Origin of the sequence: Lelliottia sp. WB101, assembly GCF_003051885.1 — a bacterium.
GTDB lineage: Bacteria > Pseudomonadota > Gammaproteobacteria > Enterobacterales > Enterobacteriaceae > Enterobacter > Enterobacter nimipressuralis.
Map to the genome: position 1 here is coordinate 77486 of NZ_CP028520.1, position 26033 is coordinate 103518.

22 protein-coding genes are annotated in these 26033 nt (G+C 55.7%); 8 read left to right on the forward strand and 14 right to left on the reverse strand.

Features of this window, described 5'->3' with window-relative positions:
* Positions 1–32 precede the first annotated feature (32 nt).
* From ispC to rpsB, 5 genes are all read right to left on the reverse strand, one after another.
* Positions 33–1235, reverse strand: coding sequence for a 1-deoxy-D-xylulose-5-phosphate reductoisomerase (gene ispC / locus DAI21_RS00375; protein WP_107702223.1), 1203 nt, complete (start codon positions 1233–1235; stop codon positions 33–35).
* Positions 1236–1333: 98 nt separating this feature from the next.
* Positions 1334–1891, reverse strand: a complete 558-nt coding sequence (gene frr, locus DAI21_RS00380) for a ribosome recycling factor (RefSeq protein ID WP_095280841.1) — start codon at positions 1889–1891, stop codon at positions 1334–1336.
* A 170-nt stretch (positions 1892–2061) separates the two neighbouring features.
* Positions 2062–2787 carry a UMP kinase gene (gene pyrH / locus DAI21_RS00385; protein ID WP_100777558.1) on the reverse strand — a complete coding sequence of 242 codons (726 nt, stop codon included), beginning with the start codon at positions 2785–2787 and terminating at the stop codon, positions 2062–2064.
* Positions 2788–2936: 149 nt separating this feature from the next.
* Entirely contained in the window at positions 2937–3788 is an 852-nt protein-coding gene (gene tsf / locus DAI21_RS00390; protein WP_100777559.1) for a translation elongation factor Ts, read from the reverse strand.
* A gap of 121 nt (positions 3789–3909) precedes the next feature.
* Positions 3910–4635, reverse strand: a complete 726-nt coding sequence (rpsB, locus tag DAI21_RS00395; protein ID WP_100777560.1) for a 30S ribosomal protein S2 — start codon at positions 4633–4635, stop codon at positions 3910–3912.
* Between the two features lie 322 nt (positions 4636–4957).
* Between rpsB and map the strand changes: the two genes are divergently transcribed.
* From map to DAI21_RS00415, 4 genes are all read left to right on the forward strand, one after another.
* Complete coding sequence (map, locus tag DAI21_RS00400) at positions 4958–5752, forward strand: type I methionyl aminopeptidase (RefSeq protein WP_107702224.1); 795 nt, start codon at positions 4958–4960, stop codon at positions 5750–5752.
* 64 nt (positions 5753–5816) lie between these two features.
* The gene (gene glnD, locus DAI21_RS00405; protein WP_107702225.1) at positions 5817–8492 is read left to right on the forward strand and encodes a bifunctional uridylyltransferase/uridylyl-removing protein GlnD; all 2676 of its coding nucleotides are present in this window, start codon (positions 5817–5819) and stop codon (positions 8490–8492) included.
* A 34-nt stretch (positions 8493–8526) separates the two neighbouring features.
* Positions 8527–9351: a 2,3,4,5-tetrahydropyridine-2,6-dicarboxylate N-succinyltransferase gene (gene dapD / locus DAI21_RS00410; protein WP_008501915.1), complete on the forward strand. Its 825-nt coding sequence runs from the start codon at positions 8527–8529 to the stop codon at positions 9349–9351.
* Positions 9352–9462: 111 nt separating this feature from the next.
* Positions 9463–9852: a DUF3461 family protein gene (locus DAI21_RS00415; RefSeq protein ID WP_100777563.1), complete on the forward strand. Its 390-nt coding sequence runs from the start codon at positions 9463–9465 to the stop codon at positions 9850–9852.
* A gap of 85 nt (positions 9853–9937) precedes the next feature.
* Here DAI21_RS00415 and cdaR read toward each other — a convergent pair whose 3' ends face one another.
* The 3 genes from cdaR to dgt all read right to left on the reverse strand — a co-directional run bounded on the left by cdaR (position 9938) and on the right by dgt (position 14343).
* The gene (gene cdaR, locus DAI21_RS00420) at positions 9938–11095 is read right to left on the reverse strand and encodes a DNA-binding transcriptional regulator CdaR (protein ID WP_107702226.1); all 1158 of its coding nucleotides are present in this window, start codon (positions 11093–11095) and stop codon (positions 9938–9940) included.
* Positions 11096–11249: 154 nt separating this feature from the next.
* A complete protein-coding gene (gene degP / locus DAI21_RS00425; protein WP_100777565.1) occupies positions 11250–12698 on the reverse strand; it encodes a serine endoprotease DegP in 1449 nt (482 codons plus the stop codon).
* A gap of 130 nt (positions 12699–12828) precedes the next feature.
* A complete protein-coding gene (dgt, locus tag DAI21_RS00430; RefSeq protein WP_107702227.1) occupies positions 12829–14343 on the reverse strand; it encodes a dGTPase in 1515 nt (504 codons plus the stop codon).
* 82 nt (positions 14344–14425) lie between these two features.
* On the opposite strand from dgt, the gene mtnN reads away from it, so the two are divergent.
* The 3 genes from mtnN to DAI21_RS00445 are packed head-to-tail and all read left to right on the forward strand — an operon-like array spanning position 14426 to position 16567.
* Positions 14426–15124 carry a 5'-methylthioadenosine/S-adenosylhomocysteine nucleosidase gene (gene mtnN, locus DAI21_RS00435; protein ID WP_107702228.1) on the forward strand — a complete coding sequence of 233 codons (699 nt, stop codon included), beginning with the start codon at positions 14426–14428 and terminating at the stop codon, positions 15122–15124.
* Positions 15117–15914 carry a vitamin B12 ABC transporter substrate-binding protein BtuF gene (gene btuF / locus DAI21_RS00440; RefSeq protein ID WP_107702229.1) on the forward strand — a complete coding sequence of 266 codons (798 nt, stop codon included), beginning with the start codon at positions 15117–15119 and terminating at the stop codon, positions 15912–15914. The genes mtnN and btuF overlap by 8 nt, the downstream gene beginning before the upstream one ends.
* A gap of 29 nt (positions 15915–15943) precedes the next feature.
* Positions 15944–16567, forward strand: a complete 624-nt coding sequence (locus DAI21_RS00445; protein ID WP_100777569.1) for a TRIC cation channel family protein — start codon at positions 15944–15946, stop codon at positions 16565–16567.
* 74 nt (positions 16568–16641) lie between these two features.
* On the opposite strand, the gene erpA is transcribed toward DAI21_RS00445, so the two are convergent.
* Together erpA and clcA are read right to left on the reverse strand one after the other, a co-directional pair.
* Positions 16642–16986 (reverse strand): iron-sulfur cluster insertion protein ErpA, encoded by a 345-nt coding sequence (erpA, locus tag DAI21_RS00450; RefSeq protein ID WP_100777570.1) that lies wholly within the window; start codon positions 16984–16986, stop codon positions 16642–16644.
* An 85-nt stretch (positions 16987–17071) separates the two neighbouring features.
* Positions 17072–18472, reverse strand: a complete 1401-nt coding sequence (gene clcA, locus DAI21_RS00455; protein WP_107702230.1) for a H(+)/Cl(-) exchange transporter ClcA — start codon at positions 18470–18472, stop codon at positions 17072–17074.
* A 178-nt stretch (positions 18473–18650) separates the two neighbouring features.
* Here clcA and hemL point away from each other — a divergent pair, with 178 nt between their 5' ends.
* Entirely contained in the window at positions 18651–19931 is a 1281-nt protein-coding gene (hemL, locus tag DAI21_RS00460; protein ID WP_100777572.1) for a glutamate-1-semialdehyde 2,1-aminomutase, read from the forward strand.
* A gap of 56 nt (positions 19932–19987) precedes the next feature.
* Here hemL and fhuB read toward each other — a convergent pair whose 3' ends face one another.
* From fhuB to fhuA, 4 genes are read right to left on the reverse strand one after another with little or no spacing between them, the layout of a single operon-like run.
* On the reverse strand, positions 19988–21970 hold the full coding sequence (gene fhuB / locus DAI21_RS00465; RefSeq protein WP_107702231.1) for a Fe(3+)-hydroxamate ABC transporter permease FhuB: 1983 nt from the start codon (positions 21968–21970) through the stop codon (positions 19988–19990).
* Positions 21967–22857 (reverse strand): Fe(3+)-hydroxamate ABC transporter substrate-binding protein FhuD, encoded by an 891-nt coding sequence (gene fhuD, locus DAI21_RS00470; RefSeq protein WP_100777574.1) that lies wholly within the window; start codon positions 22855–22857, stop codon positions 21967–21969. The genes fhuB and fhuD overlap by 4 nt, the downstream gene beginning before the upstream one ends.
* The gene (gene fhuC / locus DAI21_RS00475; RefSeq protein WP_107702232.1) at positions 22857–23654 is read right to left on the reverse strand and encodes a Fe3+-hydroxamate ABC transporter ATP-binding protein FhuC; all 798 of its coding nucleotides are present in this window, start codon (positions 23652–23654) and stop codon (positions 22857–22859) included. The genes fhuD and fhuC overlap by 1 nt, the downstream gene beginning before the upstream one ends.
* Before the next feature lie 47 nt (positions 23655–23701).
* Positions 23702–25948: a ferrichrome porin FhuA gene (fhuA, locus tag DAI21_RS00480; RefSeq protein ID WP_107702233.1), complete on the reverse strand. Its 2247-nt coding sequence runs from the start codon at positions 25946–25948 to the stop codon at positions 23702–23704.
* Positions 25949–26033 lie beyond the last annotated feature (85 nt).

Here is a 26033-nt window from a genome sequence, read left to right on the forward strand (position 1 = left end):
GCTAACAAATAGCACGACGACTCGTGGGTGGATTATCGCCCGCTTGCGAGACGCGTCACTTGTTCGCGTGCAACGACGCGCGCTTGCGCATCGACTGCCAGCACTTCTTCCACGCTCTGCGGTTCACGCAAATCCATCGCTTCAAGCACCGAAAGATTGAGTGCGGCGATATCCGTAAAGCGGATGTGCTGATTCAGAAATGCCTCAACGGTCACTTCATTGGCGGCATTGAGCGCGGTAGTCGCCGCTTGTCCCTGATCGAAGGCGTTCATCGCCAGTTTCAGACAAGGGTAGCGATCATAGTCAGGCTCGCTGAAAGTCAGTGAGCTGATTTTGCAAAAGTCGAGCGGTTTAACCCCTGAGATTACACGGTTTGGCCACGCCATCGAATGGGCGATAGGCGTGCGCATGTCCGGTTCGCCCAGTTGCGCCAGCACGCTACCGTCCTGATAGCGCACCATCGAGTGAATCACCGACTGCGGGTGGATCAGCACTTCCATCTGTTTCGCCGATGCATTAAACAACCAGCGAGCTTCAATGTATTCCAGACCTTTGTTCATCATAGTGGCGGAATCGACGGAGATTTTTCGTCCCATCGACCAGTTCGGATGCCGACAGGCCTGATCGGGCGTCATTGCGGCCAGTTCAGACAGCGGCGTTTCACGGAATGGGCCACCAGACCCGGTAAGCAAAATTGACACCACGCCATTCTGCTCAAGTGAAGCGTACCCCAGGTTTTCCTGAAAAGGTTGCGGTAAACTCTGAAAAATCGCGTTATGTTCGCTATCTACCGGTAAAAGTCGCGCACCTCGCGCTTTCACGGCTTCCATAAACAGGCGGCCGCAGGTCACCAGCGACTCTTTATTTGCCAGCAGTACCGTCTTACCGGCATCGATAGCAGCAAGCGTTGGCAGTAAACCCGCTGCCCCCACGATGGCCGCCATGACCTGGTCCACGTCACTTAGCGCAGCCATTTCGCATGCGGCCTGCTGACCACTTAAAACCTCAGTGCGACTGCCATTCTCTGTCAGTAACGTTTTGACCTGGCGAGCACTTTCCTCGTCATCCATCACCGCATAGCGGGGAGTAAACTCCAGACACTGTTCAACCATGCGCTGCACGTTCTTACCGGCCACGAGGGCGATTACCGTGTACTGGTCAGGGTTGTGACGAACAACGTCGAGAGTGCTGCAACCGATAGAGCCGGTTGAGCCGAGAAGAGTTAAATGCTTCATGAGATGCCCGGAAGAAAAGTTAGACTATATAAAAGCAAAACGCCGCCAGCAAAGTCACAGGACTTTCTGAACGGCGTTTTATCAGATGACGTCAGAAATCAGAACTGCATCAGTTCCGCTTCTTTATCTGCCAGCGCCGCGTCAACTTTCTTGATCGCAGCGTCAGTCATTTTCTGCACGTCGTCCTGAGAACGACGATCGTCATCTTCGCTGATTTCTTTCTCTTTCAGCAGTGCTTTCACTTTATCGTTCGCATCACGACGCACGTTACGCACGGCAACGCGAGCGCCTTCAGCTTCGCCACGCACGACTTTGATCAGCTCTTTACGACGCTCTTCTGTCAGTGGAGGCAGCGGAACGCGGATATCAGTGCCCGCAGAGCTTGGGTTCAGACCCAGATCGGAAGCCATGATGGCTTTTTCAACAGCCGGGCCCAATGAACGATCGAAAACGTTGATTTTCAGGGTACGGGTGTCTTCAACCGTTACGCTCGCCAGCTGACGCAGCGGAGTTGGGGTACCGTAGTATTCCACTACAATGCCATCCAGCAGGCTTGGGGAAGCACGACCAGTACGCACTTTGCTGATTTGGTTTTTGAACGCTTCTACGCATTTTTCCATGCGTGTTTCAGCATCTTTTCTGATGTCGTTAATCACGTTACGAATCCTTGAACACTAGTCTCAGGCAGACTATCCGCCAGCACAGCCGCTATAGGTGTGCTAAGTATAGTCGCGTTTAATTCATGACAACGCCAAAGGCGCGTCCAGGTAACAAACCCACTACAAAAGTAATGCGGAATCTTACCTGTATTTGTCGTCAACGGAAATTATTCCGTGATCAAAGTGCCTTCTTTTTCGCCCATCACTACGCGACGCAGTGCACCAGGCTTATTCATGTTGAAAACACGAATCGGTAATTTGTGGTCACGAGCCAGCGTGAAGGCGGCAAGATCCATCACTTTCAGCTCTTTATCCAGCACTTCGTTGTAGCTCAACTGATCATACATGGTCGCAGTAGGATCGGTTGCTGGATCGGCAGTAAACACGCCGTCGACTTTGGTGGCTTTCAGCACCACGTCTGCTTCGATCTCGATCCCGCGCAGGCACGCTGCGGAGTCGGTCGTAAAGAACGGGTTACCGGTACCGGCGGAGAGGATCACGACGCGGTTATTGCGCAGCAGGCTGATCGCCTCTGCCCAGCTGTAGTTATCACATACGCCATTCAATGGAATAGCGGACATCAGGCGGGCGTTCACATAGGCACGGTGAAGCGCATCACGCATCGCCAGGCCATTCATCACGGTTGCCAGCATACCCATGTGGTCGCCCACAACGCGGTTCATACCCGCTTTCGCCAGACCAGCGCCACGGAAGAGGTTGCCACCGCCAATAACTACGCCAACCTGGATACCCAGTTCAACCAGTTCTTTGATTTCCTGTGCCATGCGGTCAAGAATGCTTGCGTCAATACCGAAGCCTTCCGTTCCCTGCAGTGCTTCGCCACTCAGCTTAAGCAGAATGCGTTTGTACACGGGTTTTGCATTGGTAGCCATGTTTCTTTCCTGAGACTGTCAACGATTAAGATGGGGGTTAATTCTGGCGACATAGTATGCCGCTTATCAGTACAGAAACCAGAGGGCTCTGTCTGATTTACACATGAGGGGCAAAAAGAAGCCGCCCTCAGGCGGCTCCTTCGCAATCATTAAGACTGCTTGGACATTGCAGCAACTTCTGCTGCGAAGTCAGTTTCGACTTTCTCGATGCCTTCGCCCACTTCGAAGCGGATGAAGCCAGTTACGTCAGCGTTGTGCTCTTTCAGCAGCTGAGCAACAGATTTGCTTGGATCCATAACGAAAGGCTGGCCAGTCAGAGAAACTTCGCCGGTGAATTTCTTCATGCGGCCTTCAACCATTTTCTCTGCGATTTCTTTAGGCTTGCCAGACTGCATGGCGATGTCCAGCTGAACCTGGTACTCTTTTTCTACTACTTCAGCAGACACGTCTTCTGGTTTCACGAATTCTGGCTTGCTTGCAGCGATGTGCATAGCCAGCTGTTTAACCAGCTCTTCGTCAGCGCCTTTAGCCGCAACCAGAACACCGATACGTGCGCCGTGCTGGTATGAACCCAGAACGTCGCCTTCCAGTGCAGCAACACGACGGATGTTGATGTTCTCACCGATTTTAGCAACCAGAGCAACACGTTCTTCTTCGAACTGTGCTTTCAGAACGTCAACGTCAGTGATTTTGCCAGCAACCGCTGCGTCCAGTACTTTGTTTGCGAAAGCCTGGAAACCGCCGTCTTTAGCGACGAAGTCAGTCTGGCAGTTAACTTCCAGAATGATGCCGTAGGTGCCGTCGATCTTAGTGATGATCACGCCGTCAGCTGCAACGTTACCTGCTTTTTTCGCCGCTTTGATTGCGCCGGATTTACGCATGTTTTCGATTGCCAGCTCGATGTCGCCGTTCGCTTCAGTCAGCGCTTTTTTGCAATCCATCATGCCTGCGCCAGTACGCTCGCGCAGCTCTTTTACCAGGGATGCGGTAATTTCAGCCATTCTTTAATCCTCGGGAGAGATGTCCTGCCCGGTTTAAGAAACCAGACAGGCTTAAAAGTGAAAAAGGGGCCAGATAGAGGCCCCTATTTATACACGGTACTAAATAAGGGACAGAACCTTATTATTCAGCTTCTACGAAGCTTTCTTCCGCCTGGGAAGCCAGATCCTGGGAACGGCCTTCACGAACGGTAGCAGCAACAGCGCTCAGGTACAGGCTAACAGCACGGATTGCATCGTCGTTACCCGGGATAACGAAGTCAACGCCGTCCGGATCGGAGTTGGTATCAACGATAGAGAATACCGGGATACCCAGGTTGTTAGCTTCTTTGATTGCGATGTGCTCGTGATCAGCGTCGATAACGAACAGAGCGTCTGGCAGACCGCCCATGTCTTTGATGCCGCCCAGGCTGTTTTCCAGCTTGTCCAGCTCACGAGTACGCATCAGCGCTTCTTTTTTGGTCAGCTTATCGAAAGTACCGTCCTGAGACTGGGTTTCCAGATCTTTCAGGCGCTTGATGGACTGACGAACAGTTTTCCAGTTGGTCAGCATGCCGCCCAACCAGCGATGGTTCACGAAGAACTGATCGCAGCTGTTTGCAGCTTCTTTCACAGCTTCGCTTGCAGCGCGCTTAGTACCAACGAACAGAATCTTACCTTTACGGGAAGAGATCTTGTTCAGCTCAGCCAGGGCTTCGTTGAACATTGGTACAGTTTTCTCAAGGTTGATGATGTGAACTTTGTTACGCGCGCCGAAGATGAAAGGCTTCATTTTCGGGTTCCAGTAACGGGTCTGGTGACCGAAGTGAACACCAGCCTTGAGCATGTCGCGCATGGAAACAGTTGCCATGTTTAAAACCTCTATTTAAAAGTTGGGGTTATGCCTCCACGTATCCCATATTACCGACCCCGAAGGGCACCCCGGAATATGTGCCGATACGTGTGTGTTATTTACACAATGTGAGAGTTGTCGCCTCTGGTCCATCTTGTGTATTACAAATGGATCGGAAGTCCGGCGCGCTTTATACCACAAAACGCCACCATAAACCAATAATTGTTGGCGGTGTGTGCTGTTAATGATTCTCAATTTGGCAGGCAACGCTCCAGACTGGTACCATTGACAACACTTAGACTAGTATTGTCGAAAAAATCGACACCGATGGACAGATTACATGGCTATCTCTATTAAGACCCCTGAAGAAATTGAAAAAATGCGCGTCGCCGGTCGTCTGGCCGCTGAAGTGCTGGAAATGATCGAACCGTACATCAAACCGGGCGTCAGCACCGGCGAGCTGGATCGCATCTGTAACGACTATATCGTCAACGAGCAGCAGGCGGTCTCCGCCTGCCTCGGCTATCACGGTTTCCCGAAATCCGTCTGCATCTCTATTAATGAAGTGGTGTGTCACGGTATTCCGGATGATGAGAAGCTGCTGAAAGATGGCGATATCGTTAACATCGACGTGACCGTCATTAAAGACGAGTATCACGGCGACACCTCCAAAATGTTTATCGTCGGCAAGCCGACCATCCTCGGTGAGCGCCTGTGCCGCATCACCCAGGAGAGCCTCTACCTGGCGCTGAAAATGGTTAAGCCGGGCATCCGCCTGCGTACCATTGGTGCCGCGATCCAGAAATTCGTGGAAGCGGAAGGTTTCTCCGTCGTGCGCGAATACTGCGGTCACGGCATTGGTCGCGTGTTCCACGAAGAGCCGCAGGTTCTGCATTACGATGCGGATGACGGCGGTGTGGTGCTGCAAAAAGGCATGACCTTCACTATCGAACCGATGGTGAACTCCGGCGACTACCGTATCCGTACCATGAAAGATGGCTGGACGGTAAAAACCAAAGACAGAAGCTTGTCTGCGCAGTACGAGCATACTATTGTGGTAACAGACAACGGCTGCGAAATTATGACGTTGCGAAAGGATGACACCATCCCGGCGATACTCTCGCACAACGAATGATAAGAAGCCGGCAAATGCCGGCTTTTTTAATGGCTATAGCTTTTACTTATGGGTGGCGCACGAGATGAGTAACCTTTTACCCGAACAGTATCCGAACACGGCACTCCCCACCCTGCCCGACCAGCCGGACAACCCTGGAGTCTGGCCACAGCGCGAGCTCACGGTGGCGGATATTAAAGCGCATATCGACGTTTTTCAGCGCTGGCTGGGTAAAGCCTTTGACGAGGGTATTTCGGCGGAAGAGCTCATCGAAGCGCGCACCGAATTTATCGATCAGCTGCTGCAACGCCTGTGGATTGAGTACGGCTTTGGTCAGATAAGTGATGTCGCGCTGGTCGCCGTGGGCGGCTACGGGCGCGGTGAACTGCACCCGCTTTCCGATATCGACCTGCTGGTGCTGAGCCGCAAAAAACTGCCCGACGAACAGGCGCAAAAAATTGGCGAACTCCTGACGCTTCTGTGGGACGTGAAGCTGGAAGTTGGCCACAGCGTCCGCACGCTCGAAGAGTGCCTGCTGGAAGGGTTATCGGATCTCACGGTCGCCACCAACCTGATTGAAACGCGCCTGCTGATCGGCGACGTCGCCCTGTTCCTTGAGCTGCAAAAACATATCTTCAGCGACGGTTTCTGGCCGTCGGAGCGCTTCTTCGCCGCAAAAGTAGAAGAGCAAAACGTACGCCACCAGCGCTATCACGGCACCAGCTATAACCTCGAGCCGGACATCAAAAGCAGCCCCGGCGGCCTGCGCGACATTCACACCCTGCAATGGGTCGCCCGTCGCCATTTTGGCGCGACGTCTATGGATGAGATGGTCGGTTTTGGCTTTTTAACCGAAGCCGAACGCAACGAGCTTAACGAATGCCTGCATCTGCTGTGGCGCATCCGTTTTGCCCTGCATCTGGAAGTGACCCGCTACGATAACCGTCTCTTGTTCGACCGCCAGCTCAGCGTCGCCCAGCGCCTGAACTACAGCGGCGAAGGCAACGAGCCGGTTGAACAGATGATGAAGGATTTCTTCCGCGTCACCCGCCGCGTCTCTGAGCTTAACCAGATGCTATTGCAGCTCTTTGATGAAGCCATCCTGGCGCTGACCACCGATGAAAAGCCGCGTCCGATTGATGATGAATTCCAGCTGCGCGGCACCCTCATCGACCTGCGCGATGAAACGCTGTTTATCCGCGAGCCGGAAGCGATCCTGCGGATGTTCTACACCATGGTGCGCAACAGCACGATCACCGGGATCTACTCCACCACGTTGCGTCATCTGCGCCATGCGCGCCGCCATTTGACGCAGCCTCTGTGCTATATCCCGGAAGCCCGTTCGCTCTTCCTGAGCATGTTACGCCACCCCGGTGCTGTCAGCCGTGGTCTGCTGCCGATGCACCGCCATAGCGTGCTCTGGGCCTACATGCCTCAGTGGTCGCACATTGTCGGCCAGATGCAGTTTGACCTGTTCCACGCCTACACGGTGGACGAACACACCATTCGCGTGATGCTGAAACTGGAAAGTTTCGCTAAAGAAGAGACCCGGTCGAAGCACCCGCTGTGCGTTGAGCTTTGGCCGCGCCTCAGCCACCCAGAACTGATTCTGATTGCCGCCCTGTTCCACGATATCGCCAAAGGGCGCGGCGGCGACCACTCGGTCCTCGGTGCCCAGGACGTGCTGAAATTTGCTGAACTACACGGCCTGAATTCGCGCGAAACCCAACTGGTCGCCTGGCTGGTTCGCCATCATCTTTTGATGTCCGTCACCGCGCAGCGCCGCGATATTCAGGACCCGGAAGTGATCAAGCAGTTCGCCGAAATCGTCCAAACTGAAAACCGCCTGCGTTTTCTGGTCTGCCTGACGGTCGCGGATATCTGCGCCACCAACGAAACCCTGTGGAACAGCTGGAAGCAGAGCCTGTTGCGCGAACTCTACTTCGCGACCGAAAAACAGCTGCGTCGCGGGATGCAAAACACGCCGGATATGCGTGAACGCGTACGTCACCACCAGCTTCAGGCGCTGGCGCTGCTGCGAATGGACAACATTGATGAGGAAGCGCTGCATCAGATCTGGTCGCGCTGCCGGGCCAACTACTTTGTCCGCCACAGCCCAAATCAGCTCGCCTGGCACGCGCGGCATCTGCTGAAGCATGATCTGAAAAAACCGCTGATCCTGCTAAGCCCACAGGCAACGCGCGGCGGGACCGAAATCTTTATCTGGAGCCCGGATCGGGCCTATCTGTTTGCCGCCGTCTGCGCAGAACTCGACCGGCGCAATCTGAGCGTTCACGACGCGCAAATTTTCACCACCCGCGACGGCATGGCGATGGACACCTTTATCGTGCTGGAGCCGGACGGCAGCCCGCTCTCATCCGACAGGCACGAAGGCATTCGCTTCGGTCTGGAACAGGCGATTACCCAGCACAGCTGGCAGCCGCCACAGCCGCGTCGCCAGCCGGCGAAATTGCGCCATTTTACCGTCGATACGGAGGTCAATTTCCTGCCGACCCATACGGATCGGAAATCGTTCCTCGAACTGATCGCCCTTGACCAGCCGGGCCTGCTGGCGCGCGTTGGCCAGGTTTTTGCGGATCTGGGAATTTCGCTGCATGGCGCCAGAATTACAACCATTGGCGAGCGAGTAGAAGATTTATTCATAATCGCCACCGCCGACCGACGTGCCCTTAATAATGAGCTGCAACTTGAGGTACAACAACGGTTGACAGCAGCCCTCAATCCAAACGATAAAGGGTGACGTGTTTTTTAGTGAAATGGAAAGAGTAAAAACAATGCAGCAGTTACAGAACGTTATTGAGTCCGCCTTTGAGCGTCGCGCCGAAATTACCCCGGCAAATGTGGATACCGTCACCCGCGAAGCGGTGAATCAGGTGATTTCTCTGCTTGATTCCGGCGCGCTGCGTGTCGCGGAAAAAATTGACGGCCAGTGGGTAACTCATCAGTGGCTGAAGAAAGCCGTGCTGCTCTCTTTCCGTATTAACGATAACCAGGTTATCGACGGAGCAGAAAGCCGCTACTTCGATAAAGTGCCGATGAAATTCGCTGATTACGACGAAGCGCGTTTCCAGAAAGAAGGTTTCCGCGTGGTTCCGCCTGCGGCCGTTCGCCAGGGCGCGTTTATCGCACGCAACACCGTACTGATGCCATCCTACGTGAACATCGGTGCTTACGTTGACGAAGGCACCATGGTGGATACCTGGGCAACCGTCGGTTCCTGCGCGCAGATCGGTAAAAACGTTCACCTGTCCGGTGGCGTCGGCATCGGTGGCGTTCTTGAGCCACTGCAGGCTAACCCAACCATCATCGAAGACAACTGCTTCATCGGCGCGCGCTCCGAAGTGGTTGAAGGCGTGATCGTAGAAGAAGGCTCAGTGATCTCAATGGGCGTCTACATCGGTCAGAGCACCCGCATTTACGATCGTGAAACGGGTGAAGTGCATTACGGTCGCGTTCCGGCCGGTTCGGTTGTCGTTTCCGGTAACCTGCCGTCTAAAGATGGCAAATACAGCCTGTACTGTGCGGTTATCGTGAAAAAAGTCGATGCGAAAACGCGGGGCAAAGTCGGTATCAACGAACTGCTGCGTACCATCGATTAATCGGGTATAACAAAAAGCGGGGGCCACCCCGCTTTTTTTACATCTGATGGTGGCGAAGATAGATTTTTTCGTTAATTATTCATAGGTTATGTTGAGCTCAAGGGTACCGCTATGTACGATAATCTGAAAAGTCTGGGCATTACCAATCCTGATGAAATTGATCGTTACAGCCTCCGCCAGGAAGCGAACAACGATATTCTGAAAATCTATTTTCACAAGGACAAAGGAGAGTTTTTCGCGAAGAGCGTGAAGTTCAAATACCCGCGTCAACGTAAAACCGTCGTCGCTGATGGCGTCGGCCAGGGGTATAAAGAGGTTCAGGAAATCAGCCCGAATCTCCGCTATGTCATTGATGAACTCGATCAGATCTGCCAGCGCGATCGCACCGAAGTCGATCTTAAACGTAAGATCCTTGACGATCTGCGTCATCTTGAAAGCGTTGTGACCAACAAGATCAGCGAAATTGAATCGGATCTTGAGAAGTTAACGCGCGGGAAATAAATGCAAAACGGCAACTCCCGGTTGCCGTTTTTTGTTTCTCACTCTTCTGTATAAGAGGCGCGGAGTTAAGGCGTCAGGCCGTACATCACCGCTGCTCATCCAGCTGCAACGCCACATACAGCAACAACCTGTCATCGAAATTCCCCAGATCCAGCCCGGTCAGTTCCGATATACGGTTCAACCGGTATTCCAGCGTATTGCGGTGAATAAACAACGCCTTCGAGGTCGCCAACGGCTGAACGTTATGACGAAACCAGGCCTGCAGCGTACGGCGCAGTAGCCCGTTATTATCCATCGCTTTCAGGCGCACCAGCGGTCGCGCCAGCTCATTGGCCTGCCAGCCGCCGCGTAAACTGTCGAGCAGCACCGGCAACATTAAATCCTGATAGAAATAGCCCCGGCTTTCGGGCATCCGCTGCTTCCCCACCATCATGGTGGTGCGCGCTGTTCGCCATGAACGCGCGATGCTGCCCGGCCCGGTGAAATAGTTACCGAGCGCGACGCGGAAACGCAGCTGCCCGTTCTCTTTCATGCGTGAGATAAGTTGCTCAACCCGACGCCGATGGTCTTCCGCATCCCAGCGGCCAAACGGGTTCAGCGCCGGTTTCAGCACCACCATTTCCGTCAGCGACACGATCGCTACCAGGTTATTCCGCTCCGGTGTCACCAGCGCGTTTTGCAGCTGCTGCAGCTCCGCCATTGCGCTATCCACACCAAGCTGACCGCTGTCTACCTCAATCACCGCCACCACGCGCGGTTGATTGAGATCGATACCCAGACGCTGCGCCCACTCCGTGAGCGCCGGCGTGTGCTCTTCGGCCTGAATCAGGTTCATCACCAGCTCTTCGCGCAGACGGCTGTCCTGGGCCAGGAGGTGCATCAGGCGCGATTGCTCCAGCATCATCTCGGCGGTCATGCACACCAGTTCACCGTATTTACGCAGTGATTCCGGTTCACCGGTCAGGCCGATGACGCCCACGATCTCCCCTTCCAGGCGCAGCGGCAGGTTTATCCCCTGACGCACGCCGTGCAGGTGTCGCGCCACCGCATCGTCGATATCCACCACCCGTCCCTGGGAAAGCACCAGAAGCGCGCCTTCGTGCAATTCCCCAATGCGCTCGCGATCGCCGCTGCCGATAATTCGCCCACGGGCATCCATTACGTTGATATTGGTATCGATGATGCGCATGGTTCGCGCCACGATTTCCTGCGCCATTTTGGTATCAAGATGCCAGCCAGCCATGTAACCCTCCTGTGAGCTGAGCTCAAGCATAGGGGAGTTCACAGGGTGTCGCATTGTGCGGATGCACAAAGTCAGGGGGAGAAGTATGGACTTGTGGAAAGGGTCACAGAAACGAAGAAAGCCCCTGCCTGATAGCAGGCAGGGGCTGAGGGGATTACTGCATCAACAGGTACAGCGTAGTGTCACCACGCTGAATATTCAGCGCCAGCACCGTTGGTTTACTGTCGAGAATTTTGCGCAGTTCCGCGATGTTTTTCACCGGCTGCTGGTTTGCGCCGATAATCACATCGCCTTTTTTCAGGCCAATACGCGCGGCCGGAGTGTTAGCTTTGACATTGCTCACCACCACACCTTTATCCGCGCCTTTGTTGCTCATATCCGCACCTTCAATACCGCTGAAGATAGTGCTGGAGTCGACCTGATTCTGGCTGCTCTGCTGCAGTTCCAGACTCACGTTCACCGGTTTGCCATCGCGCAGCAGGCCCAGGTTCACTTTGCTGCCGACCGGCATAGAGCCGACTTCAGCACGCAGCGCCGCGAAGCTGCTGATTGGCTTGCCGTTCAAGGTGGTGATCACATCACCGGCCTTGATACCGGCCTTCGCCGCAGAAGAGCTCGGCATGACCTGGCTGACGAATGCGCCGCGCTGAGCGTCAACTTTCATCGCTTTCGCCAGCTCGGAGTTCAGCTCTGTACCCAGAATACCCAGCTCGCCGCGTTTCACCTGGCCAAACTCAACCATCTGACTGGTCAGGTTTTTCACCATGTTGCTTGGGATCGCAAAGCCGATACCGATGTTGCCGCCGTCCGGTGCCAGGATCGCGGTGTTAATCCCGATCAGCTCACCGTTCAGGTTCACCAGCGCACCGCCGGAGTTACCACGGTTAATCGCCGCATCGGTCTGAATGAAGTTTTCATAGTTTTCCGCATTCAGGCCGCTACGACCCAGCGCAGAAACGATACCGGAGGTCACGGTTTCACCCAGACCAAACGGGTTGCCGATTGCCACGGTGTAATCACCGACGCGCAGAGCATCGGAGTCAGCGAGTTTAATCGCCGTCAGGTTTTTCGGATCCTGAATCTGGATCAGAGCGATGTCAGAGCGTGGATCTTTACCCACCACTTTGGCATCAAATTTACGGCCATCGCTCAGCTGCACTTTGATGGTGCTGGCGTTGTCCACCACGTGATTGTTGGTCACGACATAGCCTTTCGCGGCATCAATAATGACACCTGAGCCGAGCGCCATGAATTTCTGCTGCTGACCGCCGCCGTTACCCGCACCTGGGCCATCATCGCCCGCGCCGCCACCCTGACAGAATGGCGAACTCTGGAACGGGGAACCGTCCTGGCAGAACGGTGAGTTGTCACCGAAGAACTGCTGGAAGTTGCGCGGCATGCGCGGTGTATTAACGGTTGTGCTCCCCTCAACGTTAATACTCACCACCGATGGCATCACTTTTTCGAGCATCGGGGCAAGGCTTGGCATCTGCTGCGCCGTGGCGGCCGAAGAGGCGGTCTCGGCTGCGGTGGCAGTCAGAGGGGATAACGCTAAACCTAAACTCAGAGCCAGTGCACTCATTGCTAATGTGGTTTTTTTCATGTTCTCAATCTCGATTTACAGATAACGCAAAATTGCTGTGTACATCAGATTCGTTTTATAGCCCGAAGTTCCGGGATTAAGTTTTTGGAAAAAGTAAAAATTTATTGTTCGTCTTTACAAAACTCATTCATTATTCCACTGCCATCAGGCGCCGGTATTCATCCCATGCATACAAATCGGTCATTCCGCTGATATAGTCCTGAATAAGACGGCAGCGATAATAATATTCCAGCACCGGCCACTGCACGGTATCGCGTTCAATTTTACTCACCGCTTCGACGTAGGCAAGACGATGGCGTGTCGAGAGTTTATGCAGCAGCCGCGTTTCTATCGGCAGACGCTTAATACGATCTTTTTCCACCAGCTCGGTAAAATCGTCGACGGATAATTGCAGCAGCGGTCGATAAATTTCCAGCAGGCCACTGATCACCCGGTAACCCTGCAATTCCAGCTGTTCGACGTCGGGATGGCTGAATACATGCCGCATCGCAACGTTCTTATACAACTCAAGCAGTTGGCTGAAACCGCTGTCATCTTCCAGCAGCGCGTGATTAAACTCACCGCTAAAAATCGCCGGCAAATTATCGATAAAACGTGATGCCGCGTAGGGCACCAGTTTATTTAATGTATTGACGCGCAAATACATGAAGAACTGATCTTCAGTGCTGCGACTCAATGAATTAGAACGCGATTTATCCCACGCATTTTCGACCACCTGAGAAAACAGAGAGCCTTTCTCATGCGTGCCCCAGGCCTCGTAAAGATGCTGGTAAAGCTCTTCAACGCTGAATATTCTTTTCTCAACCGCGTCTTCCAGATCGGCCACGCAATAGGAGATATCGTCTGCGGCTTCCATAATCCAGGTCAATGGAAAGCGGCCATGCGGGGTCAGCGAAAGTTCTTTACGCAGCCTTTCAATATAGCGTTCTTCGGATAAATAATAGCCGGGCTTTTTCATTAAATAGTTGTGCGTCGCGGGCGGTTCACCCATCCACCACGCCGGGCGGGTGTATTTCAGAATGCAACCGACCTGCGCCCACGTCAGGTTCATGCGCATCAGGGAGTGCACCAGCCGAATCCCCTGCGCATTGCCTTCGAACTGGCAAAGATCCTGCCGCACCTTGCGACGCAAATCGTTTAAGGTCTCTTCGCCTTCGCGCAGACGAAGCGCCCTGACGATACAACGGTCATCGCTCAGCGGCTGGCTTGCCGCATCGGAGGGGAACAGTTTCTGTTTGAACCAGTCGTTTATCGCCGCCTCGCCAAAATGACCAAACGGCGGGTTGCCAATGTCATGCATCAGACAGGCCATCTCCACGATGCTCTCGAACGGCCCGGTCAATTCATCCAGACCGTAGGTTTCGAGCAAACGCTGCTCTTTCAGGCGACTTAAAATCTCTTTGGCGATGTAACGCCCGACCTGCTGTACTTCCATGGAATGGGTGAGGCGCGTGCGAACCGCGGCATTGCGCTCCAGCGGGAACACCTGGGTTTTTTGTTGCAGGCGGCGGATCGCCGGGGAGTTCACAATGCGCCCGCGATCGCTTTCGAAGATACGCAGGATCTCGTGCTCACTCTTTTCTCCCTGCGGAGAACGGAAACGACGATGCCAGTTAATTTTGTTGCGAAAATCGATTGGTGCCATGAGCTCCCCCGCCTGAGAATGCGTTTCCCCTGATGCGCATGATAGACTATGCATCTTAACAAGGCACATCGCGAGTAAATCTATGAAAATCGGCATTATTGGTGCAATGGAAGAAGAAGTTACGCTGCTGCGTGACAAAATTGAGAACTGTCAGACGCTCTCTCTGGGTGGATGTGAAATCTACACCGGCCAGCTGAACGGAACTGACGTCGCTCTGCTGAAATCAGGCATCGGTAAAGTGGCGGCAGCACTGGGCGCGACCCTGCTGCTTGAGCGCTGCAAACCGGACGTAATCATCAACACCGGTTCTGCGGGCGGTCTGGCTCCTACGCTGAAAGTGGGCGATATCGTGGTCTCCGATGAGGCGCGCTATCACGATGCCGATGTCACGGCATTCGGTTACGAATATGGCCAGCTGCCTGGCTGCCCGGCAGGCTTTAAAGCCGACGATAAACTGATTACCGCCGCAGAAAGCTGCATCGCCGAGCTGAACCTGAACGCCGTGCGCGGTCTGATTGTCAGCGGTGATGCGTTCATCAACGGCTCGGTCGGTCTGGCGAAAATCCGCCACAACTTCCCTCAGGCGATTGCCGTAGAGATGGAAGCGACCGCTATTGCACATGTGTGCCACAACTTCAGCGTGCCGTTTGTGGTGGTTCGCGCCATCTCCGACGTGGCCGATCAGCAATCCCACCTGAGCTTCGACGAGTTCCTGTCAGTTGCCGCCAAACAGTCCACCATCATGGTAGAAACCCTGGTGCAGAAACTGGCGCGTGGCTAAGTATGCAAGGGCGCTGGTCGCCCTCTTCTTACTTGTACCGGCGTGGCTTATGGCCGCGCCGCGTGTTATTACCCTCTCCCCCGCCAATACGGAACTGGCTTTTGCCGCCGGGATCACCCCCGTGGGTGTGAGCAGCTTTTCTGACTATCCCCCGGAAGCGAAAAAGATCGAAGAGGTCTCGACCTGGCAGGGGATGAATCTCGAGCGCATAGTGGCGCTAAAGCCGGACCTGGTGCTTGCCTGGCGCGGCGGGAATGCCGAACGTCAGGTCAATCAGCTCTCATCGCTGGGCATAAAAGTGCTGTGGGTCGATGCCATCAGCATTGAGCAAGTGGCACAGGCGTTACGTGATTTAGCCCCCTGGAGCCCGACGCCGGAAAAAGCGCTGCAGGCCGCACAGCAAATGCTGAACGACTACGCTGCACTGAAGAAAAAGTACGACACGCCGGTGAAAAAGCGCGTCTTCCTGCAGTTTGGCAGCCAGCCGCTGTTTACCACCGGAAAAGGCTCGATTCAGAATCAGGTTCTGGAAGTGTGTGGCGGTGAAAATATCTTCGCAGCAAGCCGCGTTCCCTGGCCTCAGGTCAGCCGCGAACAGGTACTGGCGCGTCAGCCACAGGCCATTGTGGTGATAGGGAATGCGAGTGAGATTCCGAAAATTGAAAATTTCTGGCAAAGCCAGCTAAAAATTCCCGTTATTGCCCTACACAGTGACTGGTTTGAACGGGCAAGCCCGCGTATTATCCTCGCCGCAAAACAACTCTGCTCTGCCCTGGCGCAGAGCCATTAATTAGGCCCTCATCCTCTGAGGATTGAAAAATGCTCGTTTATTGGCTGGATATCCTTGGCACAGCCGTTTTTGCTATCTCCGGCGTTCTGCTTGCGGGCAAATTACGCATGGACCCCTTTGGCGTATTAGTGCTCGGCGTGGTGACGGCCGTCGGCGGGGGCACGATCCGCGATATGGCGCTCGATCATGGCCCGGTATTTTGGGTCAAAGATCCCACCGATCTGGTGGTCGCGATGGTGACGTGCCTGCTGACGATCGTGCTGGTGCGCCAGCCACGCCGGTTACCAAAATGGATCTTGCCGGTGCTCGATGCCGTGGGCCTGGCGGTGTTTGTCGGGATTGGCGTCAACAAAGCCTTCATGGCGGGAACCGGTCCGCTGGTGGCAATCTGCATGGGCGTATTGACCGGCGTCGGCGGCGGGATTATCCGCGATATTCTGGCGCGCGAAATTCCAATGATTCTGCGCACCGAAATCTACGCCACCGCCTGTATTATCGGCGGAATTGTCCACGCTACCGCGTTCTACACCTTTGGCGTAGAGCTGGAAACCGCAGCGATGATCGGCATGGTGGTGACGCTGGTGATTCGCCTGGCGGCAATTCGCTGGCACCTGAAGCTGCCGACGTTTGCACTGGATGAAAACGGAAGGTAAAAGCAAAACGGCAACCCAAGGTTGCCGTTTTTGGTGTTCGTACCCTCTCCTGGTCGGAAAAGGCCGCATCACTGTTAAATACTGAACGAAGATCCACACCCACAGGTGCTTTTCGCGTTCGGGTTAGTCACCACAAAGCGCGAACCTTCCAGGCCTTCGGTGTAATCCACCGCGCCACCGACCAGATATTGCAGGCTCATCGGGTCAACGACCAGCGCGACACCCTGCTTCTCAATGGTCATGTCACCGTCGTTAATCTGATCGTCAAAGGTGAAACCATACTGGAAGCCGCTGCAACCACCGCCGGTAATATAAACACGCAGTTTCAGCTCCGGATTATTTTCATCCGCAATCAGGCTTTTCACTTTAATGGCTGCTGCTTCGGTAAACTGCAACGGCAGCGCTACGTCATCACTCATTTTTTGCTCCCATGAATACTGCTACTGAATCGGATTAAAAAACATCCAATTCTTTTTTTCATTATCTAATACCCTGGTAATTCATTCAAGTATTCTGCTTCTCAGCCAGTGCCGCCTCCTGCTTCGCCAGGGTACGCGCAAGAATGGTGGAGTATAACGGCTTTCCGCCCAGGAATTGGGCTAATAGTGTCGCGCCGAGACAGGTAATGATCATTGGCAAAATGAGCTGATAATTGTCGGTCATCTCCAGAACCAGCACGATGGCGGTCAGCGGCGCGCGCAACGACGCCGCCAGCAGCGCCCCCATTCCGGCAACGGCAAAGGTCCCGGCCTGCAACTCATACGCCGGGAATCCCGCTGCGGCGGCCATTCCAAAAGCGGTGCCGAGCAACATTCCCAGCGCCAGCATCGGCGCAAAAATTCCGCCCGGGGCGCCCGACGAAAAACAGAGCAGCGTAGTCACCACGCGGGAGATAAACAGAAACAGCAGCATTCCCAGACTAAAATTGCCGGCCACGGCGATGGGTATCAGGTTGAATCCGCCGCCTGCGGCACCCGGTTCGATCACGCCTAGCACACCGCACATCCCGCCGAGCAGACCACCGATTAACACCCATTTCGTGATATTACCGCCGTGAATGCGCTGGAACATATCCTGTGTTTTGAGTATCAGGAAATTAAACAGCGGCCCCAGCACGCCAAAAATCATCCCAAGAATCAGATACAGCCACAGCGTGTTCACCGGCGCATTGGTGAGCTTACCCACCTCAATGACTGCGGATTCGCCGTTGAAAATGCGAAACACAATGCTCGACATGATCACGCCAGTGAAGACCGCCTTGATCGAGATAAGGTTGTAGCGAAACTGCGGGCGCATCTCTTCGATAATAAACAGTATCCCGGCCAGCGGTGCGTTGAAGGCCGCCGAAAGCCCCGCCGCGGCCCCTGTCGCCAGCAGCGTATGGCGCGCTTCGCCGCTGCGCATGCGGAAAACATCCGCCACCATCCGCCCGATATTCCCGCCGAGCTGCACCGTTGGCCCTTCACGGCCTAACACCATGCCTGCGCCAAGCGTTCCCATCCCACCGATGAATTTCACCGGAATCACGCGCCACCAGCGCACCGGACGCAGCTCTTCTAGCGCGCCTTCGATCTCAGGAATGCCGGAACCGCCCGCCTCCGGAGCAAATTTGCGTACCAGGAAATAGCCCAGCATTGCCAGAAGCGCCGACAAGCCAAAAGCCATCGACCACAGCAGCCACGGGTTATCAGCCACACCGCCCAGCGTGCCGATGCGCCAGTTTTGTACGCCATTGACGGCTTTCTCAAACGCCACGCCCACAAGCCCTGCGAGCGTCCCGACTACCGCGGCCATCACCAGGATCACCAGCGGCGTTTTGTCGCGATTCAATAAGCGTCGAACGCTGACCCGACGGCGCTGGCGGGCAAATTGCTGTTCTTCAAAAGAGGAGTTTTGTGCTGTCATCACGGCTTCTTTTATTGGTCATACAATTAACGCAGGGATTTTAATGCCCCTGACGCTGCCCGTCGCCTGAAAAATCCTAAACAATTGTTCAGGATCATTGGGGCAAAAATTTTATAACCTTCGGCGAATCCCTTAGAATAGCTGGCTAAACCCTTTTCTACGAACCAGGAACGACGCTATGAGTAAGTCTGAAAACCTCTACAGTGCAGCACGCGAGCTAATCCCAGGCGGGGTCAACTCTCCTGTTCGCGCCTTTACCGGCGTCGGCGGAACGCCGCTGTTTATTGAACGTGCGGACGGCGCGTATCTGTACGATGTGGACGGCAAAGCCTATATCGATTATGTCGGCTCCTGGGGTCCGATGGTGCTGGGTCACAACCACCCGACTATCCGCAATGCGGTGATTGAAGCGGCACAGCGCGGCCTGAGCTTCGGTGCACCTACCGAGATGGAAGTTAAAATGGCGGAGCTGGTGACCGAACTGGTCCCGACCATGGACATGGTGCGCATGGTGAACTCCGGTACTGAAGCCACCATGAGCGCTATCCGCCTGGCGCGCGGCTTCACCGGTCGCGACAAAATCATCAAATTCGAAGGCTGCTATCACGGTCACGCCGACTGCCTGCTGGTAAAAGCCGGTTCCGGCGCGCTGACCCTCGGCCAGCCGAACTCTCCGGGCGTACCGGCAGATTTTGCCAAACACACCCTGACCTGCACCTATAACGATCTGGAGACGGTTCGCGCCGCCTTCGAACAGTATCCGCAGGAGATCGCCTGCATCATCGTGGAACCTGTCGCGGGTAACATGAACTGTATCCCTCCGCAGCCAGAATTCCTGCCAGGCCTGCGCGCGCTGTGCGACGAATTCGGCGCGCTGCTGATCATCGACGAAGTAATGACCGGCTTCCGCGTGGCGCTGGCGGGTGCTCAGTCATACTACGACGTGGTGCCAGACCTGACCTGTCTGGGCAAAATCATCGGCGGCGGTATGCCGGTGGGCGCCTTTGGTGGACGCAAAGAGGTGATGGAAGCGCTGGCCCCGACGGGTCCGGTTTATCAGGCGGGTACCCTGTCCGGTAACCCGATTGCGATGGCGGCAGGTTTTGCCTGCCTGACCGAAGTGGCGCAGCCGGGTATTCACGAAACCCTGACCGATTTGACCACCCAACTGGCGAACGGGCTGTTGGAAGCCGCAGAAGAAACGGGCATTCCGCTGGTGGTGAACCACGTGGGCGGCATGTTCGGGATCTTCTTCACCGATGCGAAAACCGTGACCTGCTATCAGGACGTGGTGAAGTGCGACGTTGAGCGCTTTAAGCGTTTCTTCCATCTGATGCTGGAAGAGGGTGTGTATCTGGCACCGTCAGCGTTTGAAGCGGGCTTTATGTCCGTGGCGCACAGCGAAGAAGATATCAATAACACCATCGACGCAGCGCGTAAGGTGTTTGCGAAGCTTTAATCGCCACGCGACAAACAAAGTAAATGCAAAACGGCAGCCTCTCGGCTGCCGTTTTTTTATCGGCTCTGCTTTCTCAGCAAATAAATAAAGTACGGCGCACCAATAAACGTCGACAGCAGCCCCGCCGGGATCTGATACGGAAACAGCACCATCCTGCCCAGCCAGTCGGCGATCACCAGTATCATCCCGCCCACCAGCGCGGAGATCACGATATGCGGCATCGTGCGGCGAAACCCCATCATGCGCGCGATGTGCGGCGCCATCAGACCAACAAAGCTCAGTGGGCCGATGGTCATGGTCGCGACGGCAGTCAGGCAGGCTGCCAGCAGCAGCAAGCCGACGCGCGAGGGCGTCAGTGCAATCCCGACCGCGCGTGCCGTTTCACCGCCCAGCGGCAGAATCGTCATCCAGCGGCGGCACAACGGCGTAATTGCCAGCAGCAAGATCATCGCAATCCCGGAATGCACCACCTGTGCCCCCGTCGCGCCGTAAGTCGAACCAGAGATCCAGGTCAGGATCTGCGCCATGCGCGGATCGCCGCTGGCCTGCAGCATCATCAACAGCATAGTAAATGCAGTGCTGAGCGCCATACCGGCAAGCAGCATCCGGTGCGGAGAAAAGCCCCCGCGACCGGCGGCGATCATAATGATCATAAGCGTCGCGGCGGCACCGATACTGCCCGCAGGCATCAGCCAGCCAAACGCATCGCCCGGTACAAAGAACAGCATCATCACCACGCCAAACGCCGCGCCGGAGCTGATGCCCAGCACTTCCGGGCTGGCCATCGGGTTACCCGTCAGACGCTGGATAATGCACCCGGCGACCGCCAGCATCACGCCTGCGATCAGCGCCGAGAAAATACGCGGCCAGCGCCATTGCAGCAGTTCATCCAGCATCGGGCCTGTCGCCCAGTGCCAGCCGCTGGCATCGCGCCCCAGTGAGAGGGCAATCCAGGCGACAATGAGCAATACGATCAGCCCGGTCAGCACAAACCACTGAATGTGCTGACGCTCGGCGTAAACTTTATCCCCGGCGTCCATCGCGGGCGCGCTCATGCTGCGCAGACGCGGCAGCAGCCACAGCAGCAGCGGCGCGCCAATCAAGGCGGTGACGGAACCGGTGGAGACTTCCATCCACACGCGGGCGAGCCAGAGAATAATTTGATCCGACAGCCAGAGGATCAGCGCCCCAATCAGCGGGGCCAGCATCAGTCGCGACAGCAGGCGACGCGCACCGAGCATTTTCGCCAGCAACGGTGCAAACAGCCCGATAAAGCCGATAATCCCGACCGCATTTACCAGCAGTGCGCTGAGCACAATCGCCAGCGTCAGCGCGGCGAGACGTGCCAGAGAAAGCGCCAGCCCGAGATTGCGCGCCACACCATCATCCAGCCCCATCAGCGTCAGCGGACGCAGCAGCAGCAGGGTCAGCACTACGCCGCCGATCAGCTGTGGCCACAGGCGTTGCACGATACTCCAGTCGGTTTGGGTCAGCGTCCCGGTGCTCCACAGGAACATGCTTTGCAGCTCGTCGTGATGGAACAGCACCAGCAGCTGGTTGATGGCCCCGCAGTAGAGGCTCACCACCAGCCCGGCCAGAATCAGCGTTACCGGAGAAAGACGTTTTCCCCACGCCACACCGAACACCAGCGCACCGACCACACAGGCCCCCGCCAGCGCAGCGAACTGGCTGGTGAGTGCGCCGGGCAGCGCCCAGAGGGTGGTGATGGTGATACCAAGCTGTGCGCCAGTGGCGACGCCAAGCGTCGTCGGTTCCGCCAGCGGGTTACGCAGCACCTGCTGGAACAGAACGCCGACCAGCCCCAGCCCCGCGCCCACCAGCAATGAAATCGCCAGGCGTGGCAACAGGCTGTAGTGGAACAGCATCTGCTGGATGTTATCGATATCCGGTACGGAGAAGGCCTGGCCCCACTGCGCGCGCGGCAGCGCAATCGACAGATTTAACCAGGTTAAGAACAGTGCGACGACGAAAACGACGGTTAACAGCAGCGTCGGGAAAAGTGCGATCCGCGATCTCATGCTTTGCCTCCCAATGCGCCATCAAGCACGCGGGCAAAGTGCATCGCCGACAGCGTCGCTCCGTAGAACCACACCGCAGGCACACGCTGGAAACGCTGCTCGCGCACGAACGGCATCGCCTGCCACAGCGGCGTCGCCATCAGGGTTTGCATCTCACGATCATTGCCATGATCGAAACAGAGCACGTCCACATCGCGGAACTGCGCCAGACGATCGATGCCGACGGTGGTACTACCCCAGAAGGTCATCTCCCCTTCCCAGGCATTTGTAATAGCGAAGCGATCGAGCACTTCCTGGAACAGGCAGTTTTTGCCAAACACCAGCACATGACGCGCATCCAGCAGCGTGACCATCAGCAACGGACGGTTGCCACGCGCGGCAAAGCGGGGTTTGAGCGAATCGATAAAACCGTCGAAATGGTCGAGGTGCTGTTTTGCCGCTGCCTCACGGTCCAGAAGCTGGGCCATTTCATTAATCGAATGACGCGCCATGGTCAGCGGTTTTTTACCGTCGCTGAAGGTGAACCCCCGGCCCGGCGCAATGCGCGCCAGCGTCTCCGGCGAAGGGCCGTAGCCCGCAGACCAGACCAAAAACGAGGGTTTCATCTGCGTCAGGAGTTCGAGATTCGGCTCGGTGCGCAGGCCGATATCGATAGTTGACGCGGGGATCTTCGGCTCGTTGACCCACATGTTGTAGTTGGGAATATCCGCCACGCCGTACGGCGCGATACCCAGCGCCAGCATCAGCTCAACCGGCAGCCACTCCAGCGCCACGATGCGATGCGGATCAATAGAAGCCGCACGCGCGGTATTCATTTTTAACAGCAGTGGCGAAAGCGCCAGCGCCGTCAGTAACCGACGGCGACTTATCAAAGTTGGATCCAGCATCAATACACAAAGCTCACAGGTGCAGCCCCTGCCGGGTGAGGCAGGATACCCATTGGAATTCCGTAGATTAGTTCCAGCGTTTCGCCGCGCATCAGCTCAGACGGCGTACCTTGCGCAATCATCTCGCCCCCGCGCAGGGCCACCAGATAATCGCAGTAGCGCGCAGCCATATTGATATCGTGCAGAACGGCGATTACCGTCAGCCCTTTCTGCTGGCTGAGGCGATGAATCAGCGCCAGCACATCCACCTGATGGGCGATGTCCAACGCCGAGGTCGGTTCGTCCAGCAGCAGGCAGTTACTGTCTTGAGCCACCAGCATCGCGATCCACGCGCGCTGACGCTCGCCGCCGGAGAGGCTATCCACCAGACGGTGCGCCAGCGGTTTTAACCCCACCAGCGCGATCGCCTCTTCCACTTTCTCTCTGTCAGCCACACCAAACCGCCCGAGCGCGCCGTGCCACGGATAACGTCCAATCGCCACGAGTTCGCGCACGGTCATCCCTTCAGCCTGCGGCAGTTGCTGCGGCAGATAGGCGACTTTGCGGGCAAAGGCTTTGCTTTTCCAGCTCTCAAGCGGCTGCCCGTCGAGCAGGATCTCCCCTTCGGTCGGCGGCTGATGGCGCCCCAGCATTTTGAGCAGCGTGGATTTACCCGAACCGTTGTGACCGATAAGGCCCGTGACTTTGCCGACAGGGAATGTCAAAGAGAGCGGATGCAGCAGCGTGCGTCCAGGGACGCGAAAGGAGGTGTTATTAAGCGCAAACGTGGTATCGGAGTGCGGTCTATTTTCCTGCATAGTGGCCAACTTGTTAAAGGGCACGGCGAACCGTGCCCGAAGAGAGATTAGAAGCGGAAGGTCGCCGTGGCGACAACCTGGCGTTCAGCACCCCAGAAGCAGCCGTAGGTGTTGAAGCAGCTTGCGACGTATTCACGATCCAACAGGTTGTTGACGTGAACCGCCACGTTGGAGCCCGCCATACCGAAGCGCGCCAGATCGTAACGGACCAGGGCATCGACAACGGTGTAACTGCCCACTTTGAAGGAGTTCGCCGGGTCGCCATAGCTGGAACCGGTCAGACGGCCGCCGGTACCCAGGGTCAGGCCAGACAGTGCGCCATCAAAGAAGGTGTAGTCACCCCACAGGGAAGCCATGTGTTTTGGCACCTGCGCAGGCGTGTTGCCTTTGTAGTTGGTGTCGGTGGTGTATTCCGCATCCGTGTAGGTGTAAGACCCTACGACGTTAACACTCGCAGACAGCGCCGCTTTAGCTTCAATTTCCACGCCGCGTGAACGAATTTCGCCACCCTCAACGGAGAAGAATGAGCCTGCCGGGTCAGCCATCAGGTTGTTGGTTTTGGTCAGTTGGTAGACCGCACCGGTCAACACGATAGGACGATCACTCGGCACATATTTCACGCCCGCTTCGTACTGCTTACCTTTAGACGGTGAGAACAGTTTACCCTGCGCATCGGTCTGAGACGCCGGTTCGAAGGATTCGCTGTAGCTGAAGTACGGGGTTACGCCGTTATCAAACAGGTAGTTAACGCCACCACGCCAGGTGAACTGGGTATCGTCACGTTTGGAGGTGGTATTGGCTACTCGGTTGTAGGATTCCTGATCGGCCCAGTCGTAACGACCGCCCAGAGTCACCAGCACTTTATCCCACTGCGCCTGGTCCTGAACGTACAGGCCCGTTTGTTTCTGACGGTTCAGGATCTGATACGGACCGGACGTAGCCGGATCTTTCGAATTGAAATCGAAATCGGTGTACACCGGATTGTAGAGATCCAGCAACGGCACGGAGTCGTCGTAGCCGAACCAGGAGTTGATGTCGTTACGCATACGCATAAAGTCAACGCCGGTCAGCAGGGTGTGGTCAACGGCACCGGTCGCAAATTTGCTTTGCAACTGGGTATCCACGGTGAAGTTTTGCAGCTTCTCATCATCAACCACGTATTTACGCGCCAGATAATGACCTTTGTCCGCTGGCGCTAAGGCCGCACACTGTTTACTGCCCGCATTCGACGGATCGGTACATACACCGTATCCGTAGACGCTGTTTTGCGAGGTTTTATTCTCAGCAAAGCGCAGGTTCTGACGCACGGTAAAGGTGTCGTTGAACGCGTGGTCGAAGCTGTACCCAACCATTTTCTGGTTACGGGAGTAGGTATTGTTCTTCGCACCTTCGTTGAAGTCGGTCGGCAGACGGCTGCCGTTTGGCAGTGGCTCAACCGTACCCTCTTTTGGCAACCAGCCGTAGTAGCCCGTTTCTGGCTCATTCTGGAAGTAAGAGAGGAAGGTGAAGTTAGTTTTGTCATCCGGACGCCAGGAGAACGACGGCGCGATAGCATAACGCTGCTCTTCCGCACGCTCCTGCTGGGCGTTATTGGAACGCGCTACGCCGGTCAGACGGTAGGAGTAGACGCCGTCATCATCGATTGCATCGCTGAAGTCAAACCCGGTCTGGAACAGGCTGTCGGTGCCGACTTTGAACTGGATCTCTTTCAGCGGCTCCGTCATTGGGCGCTTGCTCACCATGTTCAGCAAACCGCCTGGGCTGCTTTTTCCGTACAGCACGGAAACCGGACCGCGCATGATTTCAGCGCGCTCCAGCATATAAGGGTCAATCACCGCGTCGTTGTAGAAGTTGCCCTGCATCTTCATACCGTCGAGGTAGTTGTTCTGGCTCTGACCATCGGCTGCAAAACCGCGAATGACCAGATAGTCATAGGTGTTTGATGCGCCACGCGTGCCAACTGCAACGCCTGGGGTGTAGCTCAACGCCTCTTTCACCGAGCGTGGCTGATGCAGCGCCATCTCTTCGGCGGTCACCACAGAAATAGACTGCGGGACTTTTTGAATAGGGGTATCGGTTTTGGTGCCGGTTGCGGACTGACGCGCCGCGATGGTTGCCGCCGGTCCCCATGCACTTTCTTGTGCCGCTGGGGCCGCCGTCACCGTAATGGTGTCTTCTTTTTTGGGGGTGTCAGCCGCATGTGCAAAAGCAGACATGCCGCCTACCGCTGTGGCTACAACGACCGCGATTTTACGCAGCGAAGGACTCTTTGGCTGAGCAGTTTTGAGCGCCATTGGTATATCTCTGATGAAAGAGTGAATGATAACGTAAACGAGAATTATTATTATGACCACAGAATAATATGCGAAACGCTGGCGG

Bases quoted from the DNA above. Each gene is read 5' to 3' on its own strand.
- ispC (WP_107702223.1), bottom strand. From the start codon at position 1,235: ATGAAGCATTTAACTCTTCTCGGCTCAACCGGCTCTATCGGTTGCAGC.
- pyrH (WP_100777558.1), bottom strand. From the start codon at position 2,787: ATGGCTACCAATGCAAAACCCGTGTACAAACGCATTCTGCTTAAGCTG.
- tsf (WP_100777559.1), bottom strand. From the start codon at position 3,788: ATGGCTGAAATTACCGCATCCCTGGTAAAAGAGCTGCGCGAGCGTACT.
- rpsB (WP_100777560.1), bottom strand. From the start codon at position 4,635: ATGGCAACTGTTTCCATGCGCGACATGCTCAAGGCTGGTGTTCACTTC.
- map (WP_107702224.1), top strand. From the start codon at position 4,958: ATGGCTATCTCTATTAAGACCCCTGAAGAAATTGAAAAAATGCGCGTC.
- glnD (WP_107702225.1), top strand. From the start codon at position 5,817: ATGAGTAACCTTTTACCCGAACAGTATCCGAACACGGCACTCCCCACC.
- dapD (WP_008501915.1), top strand. From the start codon at position 8,527: ATGCAGCAGTTACAGAACGTTATTGAGTCCGCCTTTGAGCGTCGCGCC.
- DAI21_RS00415 (WP_100777563.1), top strand. From the start codon at position 9,463: ATGTACGATAATCTGAAAAGTCTGGGCATTACCAATCCTGATGAAATT.
- cdaR (WP_107702226.1), bottom strand. From the start codon at position 11,095: ATGGCTGGCTGGCATCTTGATACCAAAATGGCGCAGGAAATCGTGGCG.
- degP (WP_100777565.1), bottom strand. From the start codon at position 12,698: ATGAAAAAAACCACATTAGCAATGAGTGCACTGGCTCTGAGTTTAGGT.
- dgt (WP_107702227.1), bottom strand. From the start codon at position 14,343: ATGGCACCAATCGATTTTCGCAACAAAATTAACTGGCATCGTCGTTTC.
- mtnN (WP_107702228.1), top strand. From the start codon at position 14,426: ATGAAAATCGGCATTATTGGTGCAATGGAAGAAGAAGTTACGCTGCTG.
- DAI21_RS00445 (WP_100777569.1), top strand. From the start codon at position 15,944: ATGCTCGTTTATTGGCTGGATATCCTTGGCACAGCCGTTTTTGCTATC.
- erpA (WP_100777570.1), bottom strand. From the start codon at position 16,986: ATGAGTGATGACGTAGCGCTGCCGTTGCAGTTTACCGAAGCAGCAGCC.
- clcA (WP_107702230.1), bottom strand. From the start codon at position 18,472: ATGACAGCACAAAACTCCTCTTTTGAAGAACAGCAATTTGCCCGCCAG.
- hemL (WP_100777572.1), top strand. From the start codon at position 18,651: ATGAGTAAGTCTGAAAACCTCTACAGTGCAGCACGCGAGCTAATCCCA.
- fhuB (WP_107702231.1), bottom strand. From the start codon at position 21,970: ATGAGATCGCGGATCGCACTTTTCCCGACGCTGCTGTTAACCGTCGTT.
- fhuD (WP_100777574.1), bottom strand. From the start codon at position 22,857: ATGCTGGATCCAACTTTGATAAGTCGCCGTCGGTTACTGACGGCGCTG.
- fhuC (WP_107702232.1), bottom strand. From the start codon at position 23,654: ATGCAGGAAAATAGACCGCACTCCGATACCACGTTTGCGCTTAATAAC.
- fhuA (WP_107702233.1), bottom strand. From the start codon at position 25,948: ATGGCGCTCAAAACTGCTCAGCCAAAGAGTCCTTCGCTGCGTAAAATC.